At 69.7% G+C, this 13506-nt stretch carries 11 protein-coding genes; 5 read left to right on the top strand and 6 right to left on the bottom strand.

Features of this window, described 5'->3' with window-relative positions:
* Positions 1–10 precede the first annotated feature (10 nt).
* From ileS to murJ, 3 genes are read right to left on the bottom strand one after another with little or no spacing between them, the layout of a single operon-like run.
* The gene (gene ileS / locus LRF89_RS04625) at positions 11–2836 is read right to left on the bottom strand and encodes an isoleucine--tRNA ligase (RefSeq protein WP_238636666.1); all 2826 of its coding nucleotides are present in this window, start codon (positions 2834–2836) and stop codon (positions 11–13) included.
* Between the two features lie 13 nt (positions 2837–2849).
* Entirely contained in the window at positions 2850–3785 is a 936-nt protein-coding gene (locus LRF89_RS04620; protein ID WP_238636665.1) for a bifunctional riboflavin kinase/FAD synthetase, read from the bottom strand.
* A gap of 47 nt (positions 3786–3832) precedes the next feature.
* Positions 3833–5407: a murein biosynthesis integral membrane protein MurJ gene (murJ, locus tag LRF89_RS04615; RefSeq protein WP_201171666.1), complete on the bottom strand. Its 1575-nt coding sequence runs from the start codon at positions 5405–5407 to the stop codon at positions 3833–3835.
* An 80-nt stretch (positions 5408–5487) separates the two neighbouring features.
* Here murJ and LRF89_RS04610 point away from each other — a divergent pair, with 80 nt between their 5' ends.
* The 5 genes from LRF89_RS04610 (at position 5488) to rpsT (ending at position 9340) form a co-directional block, all read left to right on the top strand.
* Positions 5488–6618, top strand: a complete 1131-nt coding sequence (locus LRF89_RS04610; RefSeq protein WP_238632672.1) for an MlaE family ABC transporter permease — start codon at positions 5488–5490, stop codon at positions 6616–6618.
* Entirely contained in the window at positions 6612–7400 is a 789-nt protein-coding gene (locus tag LRF89_RS04605) for an ABC transporter ATP-binding protein (RefSeq protein WP_201171670.1), read from the top strand. The genes LRF89_RS04610 and LRF89_RS04605 overlap by 7 nt, the downstream gene beginning before the upstream one ends.
* The gene (locus LRF89_RS04600; RefSeq protein ID WP_201171671.1) at positions 7401–8342 is read left to right on the top strand and encodes an MlaD family protein; all 942 of its coding nucleotides are present in this window, start codon (positions 7401–7403) and stop codon (positions 8340–8342) included.
* Positions 8339–8959 (top strand): ABC-type transport auxiliary lipoprotein family protein, encoded by a 621-nt coding sequence (locus LRF89_RS04595; RefSeq protein ID WP_201242595.1) that lies wholly within the window; start codon positions 8339–8341, stop codon positions 8957–8959. The genes LRF89_RS04600 and LRF89_RS04595 overlap by 4 nt, the downstream gene beginning before the upstream one ends.
* Positions 8960–9073: 114 nt before the next feature.
* Positions 9074–9340 (top strand): 30S ribosomal protein S20, encoded by a 267-nt coding sequence (gene rpsT / locus LRF89_RS04590; RefSeq protein ID WP_238632676.1) that lies wholly within the window; start codon positions 9074–9076, stop codon positions 9338–9340.
* Positions 9341–9424: 84 nt separating this feature from the next.
* Here rpsT and LRF89_RS04585 read toward each other — a convergent pair whose 3' ends face one another.
* Genes LRF89_RS04585 through cgtA form a run of 3 tightly spaced genes read right to left on the bottom strand, consistent with a single transcriptional unit; the run spans position 9425 to position 13445 of the window.
* Positions 9425–11284 (bottom strand): ankyrin repeat domain-containing protein, encoded by a 1860-nt coding sequence (locus tag LRF89_RS04585; protein ID WP_238636664.1) that lies wholly within the window; start codon positions 11282–11284, stop codon positions 9425–9427.
* A 3-nt stretch (positions 11285–11287) separates the two neighbouring features.
* Positions 11288–12424 (bottom strand): glutamate 5-kinase, encoded by a 1137-nt coding sequence (gene proB / locus LRF89_RS04580; protein WP_201171677.1) that lies wholly within the window; start codon positions 12422–12424, stop codon positions 11288–11290.
* Positions 12405–13445 carry an Obg family GTPase CgtA gene (gene cgtA / locus LRF89_RS04575; protein WP_201171679.1) on the bottom strand — a complete coding sequence of 347 codons (1041 nt, stop codon included), beginning with the start codon at positions 13443–13445 and terminating at the stop codon, positions 12405–12407. Before cgtA ends, proB begins: the two co-directional genes overlap by 20 nt.
* Positions 13446–13506 lie beyond the last annotated feature (61 nt).

Below are 13506 nucleotides of genomic sequence, written 5' to 3'. Positions count from 1 at the left end.
CCCACCCCCGTCAGGCCGTGGCCCGGCGCTCACCGGCCCCGGCCACGTTCTCGACGCAGCGCCCACACAGCTGCGGGTGCTCATCACTGGCGCCGATATCGGGACGACGATGCCAGCAACGCGGGCACTTGTCGTGGCCGGAGGCGGCCACCACGATGCGCACCTCGGTGCCATCCTCCAGGGCGGCGCTGGCGGCACCGGCCGGAGCCTCGGCGACGTCGTGGATGCGTGCCGCCGAAGTGATCAGCACGAAGCGCAGCTCATCGCCCAGCGGGGCGAGCTCCGCAGCGAGCGCCTCGGGGACGTAGAGGTCCACCTCGGCATCCAGATTGGCGCCGATCACCTTCTCGTTACGCAGCCGCTCCAGCTCGCGGCTGACCACCGTGCGCACTTCCATGACCCGCTCCCAGAACGAGGCCTCGCGCGACTCGTTGTCCAGCGGGAAGAGCCCATCGTACCACTCCGCCGTGAACACCGGCTCGCGGCGATCGCCGGGCAGATGCCCCCAGATTTCGTCGGCGGTGAAGGAGAGGATCGGCGCCAGCCAGCGCACCAAGGCCTCGGCGATGTGGTACATAGCCGTCTGGCCGGAGCGCCGGGCGCGGCTGTCCGCCGGCGTGGTGTACAGACGGTCCTTGAGCACATCGAGATAGAAGCCACCCATGTCCACCACGCAGAAGTTATGCAGCAGGTGGTAGATGCGGTGCAGCTCGTAGCGGTCATAGGCGGCGACGATCCGCTCCTGCAGTTCCCGGGCCCGCGCCACCGCCCAACGGTCCAGGGGCAGCATCTGCTCCGCGGCCAGAGCATCACGCCCGGGCTCGAAGCCGTGCAGATTGCCGAGCAGGAACCGGGCAGTGTTGCGCATGCGACGGTAGGCATCAGCGGTGCGCTGCAGGATATTGTCGGAGACAGCGATCTCGCCGCTGTAATCCGCCGAGGCCACCCACAGGCGCAGGATATCGGCGCCGAGGCGGTCCATCACGTCCTGCGGGGCCACCACGTTGCCGCGCGACTTGGACATCTTGTGCCCCTGCTCATCCACGGTGAATCCGTGGGTGAGCACGCCACGGTAGGGCGCCGAACGGCGGATTGCCGCCGAGGAGAGCAGCGAAGACTGGAACCAGCCGCGGTGCTGATCCGAGCCCTCCAGATAGAGATCCGCCGGCACCTGCAGGCCGTCGCGCTGATCCAGCACGGTGGCGTGGGTCACCCCGGAGTCGAACCAGACGTCCAGGATGTCGGTGACCTTCTCGTACTCGGCGGCCTCGTCACCGAGCAGCTCCGCGGGATCCAGGTCCCACCAGGCTTCCAGTCCCTCGCGCTCCATGCGCTCGGCGACCGCTTCCATGTGCTGAGGCGTCTGCGGATGCGGTTCGCCGCTGCGGCGATGGATGAACACGGCGATGGGCACGCCCCAGTGGCGCTGCCGGGAGATACACCAGTCCGGACGCCCGCGGACCATGGCGTCGATGCGCGCCTGGCCCCACTCCGGCATCCAGCGCACGCCCTGGATCCCGGCCAGAGCGCACTCGCGCATGCCGTGACGATCCAGATCGATGAACCACTGCGGCGTGGCCCGAAAGATCACCGGGGTCTTGTGCCGCCAGCAGTGGGGGTAGCTGTGCCGGTACTTCTCGTGGTGCAGCAGCGCCCCGCCGGCCTCGAGCACCTCGACGACCCGGGGATTGGCATCGAAGACATTCAGCCCGCCGAAGTGCTCGGTATCCTCGAAGAAGCAGCCGGCGCCGTCGACCGGATTGGTCACCTCCAGAGCGTAGCGCTGCCCGACTTCGAAGTCCTCCTGGCCGTGCCCCGGCGCCGTGTGCACGCAACCGGTACCCCCGTCGGTGGTCACATGCCCGCCGAGAACCACCGGGACTTCGCGCTCAAGGAAGGGGTGGCGCAGGGTCAGTCCCTCCAGATCCGCCCCGCGGCAGCGGCCCACCACCTCGTGGCGGCCGATGCCGGCCCGCGCCAGGGTCGACTCGGCCAAATCGGCGGCCAGGATGAGCCGCTCGCTGTGATCCAGGGCGACCACCAGGTACTCCAGCTCGGGATGCACCGCCACCGCCCGGTTGGCCGGTAGCGTCCAGGGCGTGGTGGTCCAGATCACCACCGAGGCCGTTCCCGCCTGGGCACCCTCGCCCTCGAGCAGGACGCGCTGCTGCAGCGCCATCTCGTCCGCCACAGCGAAGCGCACATCCACCGCCGGCGAGGTGCGCTCCTCGTACTCCACCTCGGCCTCGGCCAGGGCCGAGCCGCAGTCGGCACACCAGTGCACCGGCTTGAACCCCTGGGTAACGTGCCCGCCCTCGAAGATCCGGGCCAGGGCCCGCAGGATGCCGGCCTCGGTGGCGTAATCCATGGTCAGATAGGGGCGCTCCCAGTCGCCGAGCACGCCCAGGCGCTTGAAGTCCTGGCGCTGTCCGTCCACCTGCTCGGCAGCGAACGCCCGGCAGCGCTCACGAAACTGCGCGTAACTCAGGTCTACGCCGGGCTTGCCAGCCTCCTCCTCGACCTTGTGCTCGATCGGCAGGCCGTGGCAGTCCCACCCGGGGATGTACGGCGCGTCATACCCGTCCAGGGTGCGCGCCTTGACGATGATATCCTTGAGGATCTTGTTGACCGCGTGGCCGATATGGATATCGCCGTTGGCGTAGGGCGGACCGTCGTGCAGGATAAACCGCTCGCGCCCCGACCGCGCACGCCGGATGGCGCCGTAGAGGTCCTCTTCCTCCCAGCGCTGCAGGCGCTGCGGCTCACGCTCGGCCAGACGCGCCCGCATCGGGAATTCGGTGTGGGGAAGGTTGAGGGTGTGCTTGTACTCGCTCACGTCGCCGCCTCGCCTAATGGTGTTCTTGACCGAGCACGCGCCGCGCCGCGCGTACATCCTCGCCGATTTGTCTCGCCAGCGCATCGAGCCCGTCGAAGTGCTCCTCGCCCCGGAGCCGGGCCACCGGCTCGACGCAGAGGTGGCGGCCGTAGAGGTCGCCGTCGAAATCGATCAGGTGAGCCTCGAAAACCAAGCGCCGCCCCCCCACCGTGGGGCGCACGCCGACACTGATTGCCGTCGGCCACGGGCGTTCGGCAGCCCCCCGGGCCCACCCGGCGTAGATACCGTCGAGCGGGATGCGCTCCGGTGACAGCCGTAGATTGGCCGTCGGCCAGCCGAGCTTCCGGCCCATGGCATCACCGTGGACCACACGCCCCTGCACGCAATAGGGATGTCCGAGCAGCTCGGCCGCATCGGCGAAGCGCCCCTGGGTAACGGCCTGACGGATGCGGGTGCTGCTCACCCGCTCCCCGGAGCGCACCACCGTGTCCATGGGTGCCACCTCGTAGCCCCGCTCGCGGCCAACGCGCCGAAGCATGTCCAGATCTCCCCGGCGCTGGCGACCGAACCGGAAATCGTCGCCGACTAGGACGTATCCGGCACCCAGGCGCTCACCGAGCAACTCGCCGGCAAAGGCCTCGGCCTCCACCGCCGCCAGATGCTGATCGAAGCGCAGGCAGAGCACCGCATCCACACCGGTCTCGGCGAGCCGGCGCACCTTCTCGCGCAGCCCGGTCAAACGCGCCGGCGCCCGCGCCGGGGCCAGGCGCTCCCTGGGGTGCGGCTCAAAGGTGACCACGACGGCCGGCCGACCACGCCGCGCCGCCTCCCGGCGCAGGCGCTCGATCATGGCCCGGTGCCCGCGGTGGACCCCATCGAAGTTGCCGATGGTGATCGCCGCGCCGCGGTGACGGGCCCGGACGTTATGCAATCCCCGGATGAGTTCCATGGCCCCTGAGAAAAGGATCAAGTGTACTAGCCCGGCAACAGCCTCGGCTAGCCGCCCGGCTCACCGGCCGCCTCCGGTTCGCGGAACTGCCGCGGCCGGACACCCAGGGCGTAGAGCGCAGCGAAGTAGACGGCCCCGCCGGCAGCCACGACACCGGTCAGCGCCAGCACGCGCGCCACAACGCCGGCCTCCAGCCACGCCTCCAGGCGCAGCGCGGGGTAGAGCAGGACCGCCACCATCAGTGACGTGGCCACGGCCACCTGCACCGTCAGGCGCAGCCAGCCGCTGCCCCCCCGGTAGACCCGCCGGCGAACCAGGCCGGTGAACAACAGCGCCGAATTGACGGTCGCCGAGGCCGCCGTGGCGGCGGCCAGAGCCACGTGGCCGAAGGGCGTCTCGTGCAGGGCCCAGACCGCGCTCACTGAGAGGACCAGGTTGACCGCCACGGCGGCCACCGCGCAGTAGACCGGGGTCTTCATGTCTTCCCGGGAAAAGTATCCCGGCGTCAGCACCTTGACCAGGACGAATCCGAAAAGACCCAGGCTGTAGGCGGCCAGAGACCAGGAAGCGGCGACCACATCGTCCGCGCCGAAGGCACCGTACTGAAACAGGGTAGCCAGAATCGGCCCGGCGAGCACGATCAGCCCGGCCGTGGCCGGCGCCACCACCAGCAGCACCAGACGCAGCCCCCAGTCCAGCGTGCGCGAGAAGCGCTCCGGCTCACTGCCGGCGTGCTCGGCCGAGAGCCGCGGCAGCAGCACGGTTCCCAGCGCGATGCCGAACACCCCCAGCGGGAACTCCACCAGGCGGTCCGAGAAGTAAAGCCAGCTGACACTGCCGGTGATCAGGAAGGAGGCGAGGATGGTGTCCACCAGCAGGTTGACCTGCATCACCGAGGAGCCGATCACCGCCGGTCCCATCAGCCGGGCCACCCGCCGCACCCCGGGGTGGCGCAGCGACGGCCGAGGCCAGACCAGCAGCCCCTCCCGGTAGAGAAACGGCAGCTGCAGCAGCAGCTGCAGGACACCGGCCACCGCCACGGCCACCGCCAGGGCCATGATCGGCTCTTCGAACCACGGCGTGGCCCACAGCGCGGCCCCGATCATCGCAGCGTTCAGCAACACCGGCGCAAAGGCGAAGGAGGCGAACCGGTTGCAGGTATGCAGCACGGCCCCGGCGCACGCGACCAGGGATATGAATAGAATGTAGGGGAAGGTCACCCGCAGCAGGTCCACGGTCAGCGCGAAGCGCTCCGGATCGTCGCTGAAACCGGGGGCGAAGACACTGACCACCGCCGGCGCCGCCACCATGCCGAGGGCCGTGACCAACGCCAATGCCGCCCCGAGGGTGCCGGCGCTGTAAGCGATCAGGGCGCGGACTTCGCGGTGCGTGCTGTGCGTGCGATAGTCGGTGAGCACCGGGACAAACGCCTGCGAAAACGCCCCTTCGGCGGTAATCCGCCGCATGAAATTGGGGATTTTGAAGGCGACAATAAACGAGTCCGTCTGCGCCCCCGAGCCGAACACCCCGGCGATGATCACATCCCGGGCCAAACCGAGGATCCGCGAAACCAGGGTCAGGGAGCCGAACGTGAAGATGTGGCGAAACAGACCGGTAACCACGCAGGGAACGCCTCCTCGGCACACAGCAAACAGCGACGGCGCTGATGATACAGCGCCCGGTCAAGGGGATACGACCATCCGTGGCTGACCCGGGCTACCTGAGGTGCCGGCACGGGGCAGCGGGGCCCGAGGTGCTTGTCGGCGGCGACTGGACCCTGGCCCACTACCGCACCGTGCTCCGGCAAGTGGAGCAGACGCGGCTGGACGGCGAACCGCGGGTCGATCTCGGCGCACTGGAACGACTGGACACCGCCGGCGCGACCCTACTGGCCCGCCTGCTCGGGCCGGAACGTGTCGAAGCGCTGGCGCGCACGGCACCCGAGCTCTCCGCCGAGCGACGCAACCTGCTCCAGGCCGTGGCGGCAGCTAGCGAGCGTGCCCGCGCCACCCCGGAACCGACCCGTGAACCCTACTTCTTCGGGCGCCTGACGATCGGCCTGGGGGCACAAATCAGCCATGCGGGCCAACAATTGGCCCGGGCCATCGCCTTTACCGGTCTGGTCCTCGCCGCCTTCGCCGCCAGCGCCCTGCGCCCCTGGCGCTGGCGCCCGGCCGCGGTCTCGCGCCAGCTCCAGCATACGGCGCTGGAGGCGCTGCCCATCGTCGCCCTGCTGACCTTCGCCGTCGGGGCGGTGATTGCGGTTCTCGGAATCACCGTGCTGGGGCGCTTCGGTGCCGGCATCTTCACTGTGGACCTGGTGGCGTATGCGTTCTTGCGCGAGTTCGGCGTCGTGCTCACCGCGATCCTCCTCGCCGGACGCTCGGCCAGCGCCTTTACGGCCCAGATCGGCTCGATGAAGGCCAACGAGGAGATCGATGCCATGCGCGCCCAGGGGCTCAGCCCCATCGAGATGCTGGTCATCCCGCGGGTTGTCGCGCTGCTGATTGCCGTGCCGGTCCTCTCCTTCGTGGCGGTGGTCTGTGGCTTGGCTGGCGGTGGGCTGGTCACCCTGCTCAACGTCGACGTCCCCGCGGGGCGGATCATCTCGCTCTACAGCGACATCTCGCTGCGCCACTACCTTGCCGGACTGGCCAAGGCGCCGGTTTTCGCCTTCGTGATCGCCATCATCGGCTGCCTGGAAGGACTCAAGTGCAGTGCCAGCGCGCAGTCGGTGGGCACGCACACCACCTCGGCGGTGGTGCAGTCGATCTTCTGGGTCATCATCCTCAACGCCGTGGCCGCCCTCATCTATGTGGAGATAGGATGGTGAGCGCCAGCACCACCGATCCTCACCCGGCGATCCGGGTCCGCGGCCTGGTCACCCGACTCGGCGGGCAGACCATCCACGACGGGCTGGATCTGGACGTGCACCGGGGCGAGATCCTCGGCCTAGTCGGCGGCTCGGGCAGCGGCAAGTCGGTCCTGCTGCGCACGCTCATCGGACTGTTGCGCCCGGCCGCCGGCCAGATCCGGATCCACGACCAATCCGTCGACGCCCTCCGACAAGGGGGCGGGCTGGAGCGGCGCATCGGCGTACTGTTCCAGCACGGCGCCCTTTACTCGTCGCTGACCATCACCGAGAACGTCGCGCTGGCCCTGATCGAACACGCCGGGCTAACCCGCGCCGAGGCCGAAGACCTGGCCCGGGTCAAGCTGGCGCTCACCGGCCTCGACCCGGCGGCCGGCCCGCGCTACCCCGCCGAACTCTCCGGCGGGATGGTCAAGCGGGCTGCCCTTGCCCGCGCCCTGTCGCTCTGCCCGGACGTCCTGTTCCTGGACGAGCCCACCGCCGGCCTGGATCCGATCAGTGCCGGCGGCTTCGACCGATTGCTGGTCACCCTGCGCGACGCGCTGAACTTGACGGTCTTCCTGGTCACCCACGACCTGGATACGCTCTATGCCACCTGTGACCGCGTTGCGGTGCTCGCCCACCAGCGGGTTCTGGCCACGGGCACGCTTGAGCAAGTGAGCGCCATCGACGACGATTGGGTGCGGGCCTATTTCCATGGCGCGCGGGGGCGCGCCGCCCGCAGCACGCAGGAGAACCGCTGAATGGAGACCCGGGCGCGGCATTTCTGGATCGGGCTGGCCACCCTGGCCCTGATCGTGGGCGTCATCCTCTTCGGGGTCTGGCTCACCGACTCCGACCTCCACGGTGAACGGCAGCGCTTCGAGATCGTCTTCGAAGAGGATGTCAGCGGCCTGACCACGCGCAGCCCGGTGAAGTTCAACGGGATCAACGTCGGCGAGATCGACCACCTGACCCTCGACCCCGACGACCCGCGGCGGGTGATCGCCCGCATCACGGTGGGGGGCGACACCCCGGTCCGCAGCGACACCCGGGCCCAGATCGGCAGCTCGAGCCTGTTCGCCGGCGGTGCCCACATCCGGCTCAAGCCCGGCGATGCCGACGCTCCGCCGCTTGAACCACCGGATCGGGGAATGGCGCGGATCGAGACGGAGCCCTCGCCCATGGCCCGTCTGCGCCAGGACAGCGACCAACTGCTGGCCGGCATCAACGACCTGGTCGAGACCGCCAATCAGCTGCTCTCTCCGGAGAACATCGAGACCCTGAGCGCCACCCTCAAACACCTTGAGCGGACCAGCGGGACGGTGGCCTCGCGCAGCGACGACCTGGGCCGGGGCATCACCGCCCTGGCCGATGGCGGCGAGCAGCTTCAGGAGACCCTGAGCGAGGCGCAACAAATGCTTGAGGAGATCCGCGCGCTGCTTGACGGCCCGGGCCGCGAGATCCTACGCAGCACCGCGCGCGCGGCCGAGGCGCTCGAGGGAAGCAGCAGCGAGGCGCAGGAGCTGTTCCGCGACAACCGCGAGGCTGTCGAACGCGGCCTGCAGAGCCTGCAGGACCTGGAACCGTTGAGCGAAGAGCTGCAGCAAACCCTGGGCGCCCTGCGCGGCCTGCTCCGACGCCTGGGACAGGACCCCGGCGGGCAACTGCTGCGCCGTGAGCAGATGGAGGAGTACCAGCCGTGAAAACGCCCCGCCGCCCCGGCCTGCTGCTGACGCTGCTGGCAGCCGCGACGCTGAGCGCCTGCACCCTGCTGCCCGACCCCGAGACCTACACCGCCTATCGCCTGCCGCCGCCCGATGCGGACGCACCGTCGCCGGCTGGTCGCGAGGTGGACTGGACGCTGCGTGTGGCCGCTCCCGGCAGCAGTGACCTGCTGGCCGGTAACCGGATCGCCGTCGCTACCGGCGAACACCGCATGAGCGCCTTTAGCGGCGCGCGCTGGGTCTCGCCGCTGCCCCGGCTCTGGCAGGAGCACCTCATCGACACCTTCCGGAGCGACGGCCGTATCCGGCACCTGAGCGCCGACGGCGACCGCCTCGCCGCGGACCTGGAACTGCGCACCACCCTGCGCGACTTCCAGCTGGATGCCCGTGATGAGACACCACGAGCGCGGGTGGTGGTGGATGCCCGTCTGGTGGACGTCGGGCAACGGCGGATCATCGACGCCGAGCGATTTTCGGCCACTGAGGAGGCACCGGCCCGTGACGTCGATGCGGCTGTTGCCGCCCTGGGAGCCGCCAACCGAAGCGTCGGCAGCGAACTGTTGGCCTGGACGCTGGCCACCGCTGCCGGGGAGTAACCCGGCGCGCTTGACAGCGATCACGCCAGCAGGCATATTTACGCGCTTTGCAGGGTCCGCTATGACAGCTTAGGACCCCGTCTCCGAGGATCGCAAGCGAGCAGGAGTACAACCGTGGCGAATATCGCGAGCGCCAAGAAGCGTGCCCGTCAGGCCGAAGAACGCCGGCTGCGCAACAAGTCGCGCCGCAGCGAGATGCGCACCTCGATGAAGAAAGTTCTCAAGGCGGTCAAGACCGGGGACCACGATCAGGCTCAGCAGGCCTACCGCAGTGCCGTGCGAGTCATCGATCGTTCGGCGAATCGCGGGATCATCCACAAGAACAAGGCCGCGCGCCACAAGTCCCGGCTTAACGCCAAGGTGCGTAGCCTCGCCGGCTGAACCGGGCAACCGGAACGCGCAGCATCCCAAGCGGGCGCCCTCAAGGCGCCCGTTTTGCGTTGTGCCCCCCCCCATCCGTGGCCGTCACCAGAACAGCCCGCCTGTGGCAGCTGGCAGATCGACATCGAAGATCTCGACCCAGTCCATGCCGCGGATGTGCGCCACCCGCCCCACGCTGATCTCGCTGACCGCCGTCCCGTCCGGTGGCCAAGCGCCGAACAGGTAATCCTCGAACAGCAGTCCGCGCAGGCCCGGCTCCTGGACCAGGAAGACCCCGTGGAGCCGGCCGTCCTCGGCTGCCTCGCGGGCCACCAGCTCCACCGTTGTCCCGGCCGGCAGCACGACCACGGGCGGCACCAGGCAACCGTGACCCCGGCAAGCCGTGGTGTAGGGCAGAAAACGGGCACTGTGACCGTCGTAGCCGGCACTGTCGAAGATGGCCACCGGGGCGTCGAGACGCATCAGGCGCTGGTGATCGCCGCCAACGGACAACCCCGGCGTCCCCTGGCGCGGCCCCACGGCCTTACCGCCCCCGGCTTCGCGCACGGCCGTTACCGCCTCTTCGGCCATACCACGCGACTCGGCCAACCGGGCATGGGTCAGCGCCGTAGCGCCGAGCGCATCCACGGCCCGCGGATCGGCCCCTCGCGCCAGCAGGGCGGCCAGGGTCGCCTCGTTGCCGGCCTGGGCGGCGAAGATTAGCGGTGTCCGGCCGTTGCGATCGGTCTGCTCCAGGCCGGCGCCGGCATCGAGGAGCGCCTCGACAGTCTTCGCCTCCGCCCGGGCCGCCGCTGCATGAATGGCGGCAAAATCGTGACGGTCGCCGCTGGACGGGGCAACGCCGGCCTCGAGCAGGGTCCGGACCACAGTGCCCCGATCCGCGTCGCGCTCCAGCCCGGCCTGCTCGTCCCCCGGCGAGACGTAGCCTACCGCGGCGTGCCAGAGCGCATCGGCGCCGTGCTCGTCGACGGCGCTGGCATCAGCCCCCGCAGCCAAGAGGTCTGCCACCACCTCGTCATACCCAAGGCGTGCCGCCTCCATCAGGAGCGTACGGCCCTCGGCATCGCCACCGCGGACCGTCACGTCGGGATCCACCCCTTCGCCGAGCAGCTCGGCGACCTGATCGGCATCCCCGTGGAGCGCCGCCGCCACCAGGGCCGCAGTCCCGTCCCCGTGCAGCTGCGCACCTCGGCGCAGCAGTAGAGCCGCAGCCCGCGGGCTGGATTCGGCGGCGATATCCGCCAGGGAGAGGAAGTCATCGCCATCCTGCCAAGCGAGATCCACTGGCAACCCGCGGTCGAGCATCCAGGCCAGGGTCTCGACATCGCCCGCGCGCACGACCCCGATCAGGGCCCAGGGGGCGGCCGGTCGCTCGCTGACCTCGCGCAGCTGCGCTGCGACCCGGGGGTAGCGGGCGGCCGATGCCATCGACAGCGCGGTCGCACCATCGGCATCCTGACGATCCGGTTCCGCCCCGGCAGCCAGCAACGCCTCCACTGTGCGCGGATCACCGCTGCGGGCGGCCAGCATCAACGGTGTCCGCCGATCCCCGTCAACGGGATCCACCGCTACCCCGGCTGACAGCAGCGCCGCCACCGCCTCGGTGTGCCCACCCGCGGCCGCCTCGTGCAGGGGCACCCGCCCGCCGTCGTCGCGGAGCTCGAGATCCGCCCCGTCCGAGCGTTCGATGAGCAGCTCCACCACCCCCGCCTCGCCGTTGAGGGCGGCGTAGTGCAAGAGTCCGCGCCCGGATCCGTCGGTTGCCTGCACATCGGCAGCACCGTCCAGGGCCCGCTCCAGGGTGGCGGCATCGCCGTCACGCGCCGCGTTGAAGGCCTCCTGCTGCGCCGGTGACAGCGGCCAGGCGCCACAAGCGGCGAGCAAGCCGCCGAGCAGACATCCGGTCGCCAACGGCACCAAGACGCGAAGGGCGGGCCCGAGCATGACCTACACCGTCACCACCATGTTGTCGCGGTGGATCAGCTCCGGCTCATCGACGTAGCCGAGCGCCGCCTCGATATCACGACTGGCACGTCCGCAGATCAGTCGCGCCTCGTCGGCGGCATAGTTGACCAGACCGCGCGCCACCTCGATCCCCGACGGATCCCGGCAGACGACCATCTCCCCGCGGGAGAAGTCACCCGCCACGGCCACCACGCCGACCGGCAGCAGGCTCTTGCCGGACGCGCGCAGGGCTCGCGCAGCGCCTTCGTCGAGGGTCAGCGCGCCACGGGTCTGCAGGTGGCTGGCCAGCCACTGCTTGCGCGCCGCCAGGGGCTCCTGATCGGGTACGAAGAGCGTCCCCAGCCCTCGCTCGGCTTCGACCAGACGCTGGATCACCCGTGGCTCATGCCCGCTGGCGACCACCGTGTAGGTACCGGAGCGGGCGGCCCGCTCAGCACCGCGGACCTTGGTCAGCATGCCGCCACGGCCCAGGACCCCGGCAGTGCTGCCGCACAACCGCTCGAGTTCCGGGTCGCCGGCACGGACTTCATCCAGCAGCGCGGCGTCGGGATGCGCACGCGGATCGCGGTCCATCAGGCCGGGCTGATCGGTCAGGACCACCAGCGCCTCGGCCTCCACCAGGTTGGCGACCAGCGCAGCCAGGGTGTCGTTATCACCGAAACGGATCTCATCGGTGACGACCGTATCGTTCTCGTTCACGACCGGCACCACGCCGAGGCGGAGCATCTCGCGCAGCGCGCTGCGGGCATTGAGGTAGCGGCGTCGATCAGAGAGGTCGTCGTGGGTCAGCAGGACCTGGGCGGTTTGCAGTCCGTGCCGCGCCAGGCCCTCGGCCCAGGCGTGGACCAGGCCACTCTGCCCGATGCCGGCCGCAGCCTGGAGCTGATAGACGGCTCGCGGCCGGTTGCGCCAGCCCAGCCGCTGCATCCCCTCGGCCACTGCCCCCGAGGAAACCAGGGTCACCTGGCGTCCGGCCTTGCGCAGTGCCGCCACCTGATCCGCCCAGGCGCTGATCTGCTTATGCGCCAACCCCCGCCCGTTGTCGGTGATCAAGGCACTGCCGACCTTGATCACCCAGCGCTGGGCCTGGCGCAGCGCCTCACGTCGCCCCACCTTCATCCTCCCTGCGTCGCGCCTCCAGGTCCCTCATGATATCCCCACAGAGCCGATCTACCCCTTCGCCGGTCAGCCCCGAGATGCCGTAAGCCGGGCCGTCCCACGCCAGGCCCCGGGCGATCTCCGCTACCCGCTCCTCGCGCACCTCCTCGGGCAGGGCGTCGAGGCGATTGACCACCAACCAGCGCGGCTTTTCAGCCAGCTCGGGGCTGAACGCCTGGAGCTCGGCGAGCAGGGTTTGCGCCTCGGCCACCGGGTCACCGCCACGCTCCTCCTCGGCCACCCCGTCGACCAGGTGCAAAAGCAAACCGGTCCGGCTCAGGTGCTTGAGAAACCGCACCCCGAGTCCGGCCCCCTCGGCCGCCCCCTCGATGATGCCGGGGATGTCGGCCACCACGAACGAGCGCTGCGCCTCGTAACGGACCACGCCCAACTGTGGATAGAGGGTGGTGAAGGGGTAATCGGCGACCTTCGGGCGAGCGGCGGAGATGGTGCGGATCAGGGTCGACTTGCCCACGTTGGGCATGCCGAGCAGCCCGACATCGGCCAGCAGCTGAAGCTCCAGACGCAGCTCCCGAGACTCCCCGGGGGTGCCGTCGGTGGATTGACGCGGGGCGCGGTTGGTCGAGCTCTTGAAATGGAGGTTGCCCAGCCCGCCACGTCCGCCGGCGGCCACCATCAGCCTCTCGCCGTGGCGGGTAATGTCGCCGATGACCTCGTCGGTGCCTTCGTCCATGACCAGGGTGCCGACCGGCACCGACAGGACGCGGTCGACACCCGAGCGCCCGGTGCACTGCCGGCCTGCGCCAGCCTCACCGCTCTCGGCACTGAAGAAGCGATCGTGACGGTAATCGACCAGGGTGTTCAGGCCTTCGTCGCCCTCGAGGTAGACACTGCCGCCGCGGCCGCCATCGCCGCCGTCAGGCCCCCCCCGGGGCACATATTTCTCGCGCCGGAAGTGGACACAGCCGTCGCCGCCGTCCCCGGCGCGGACGACAAAGGTGACTTCATCGACGAATCGCATGCTCGGCCTCTGCGCTGTAGCGCGTCCGTATACAAAAAAGCCCCGCTCCATGGCGGGGCTT

The organism is Halorhodospira sp. 9621, assembly GCF_022228055.1.
In the GTDB taxonomy this organism is placed as follows: domain Bacteria; phylum Pseudomonadota; class Gammaproteobacteria; order Nitrococcales; family Halorhodospiraceae; genus Halorhodospira; species Halorhodospira halophila_A.
The sequence above is the reverse complement of the archived record's forward strand: the minus strand, read 5'-3'. Positions and strand labels throughout refer to the sequence as shown.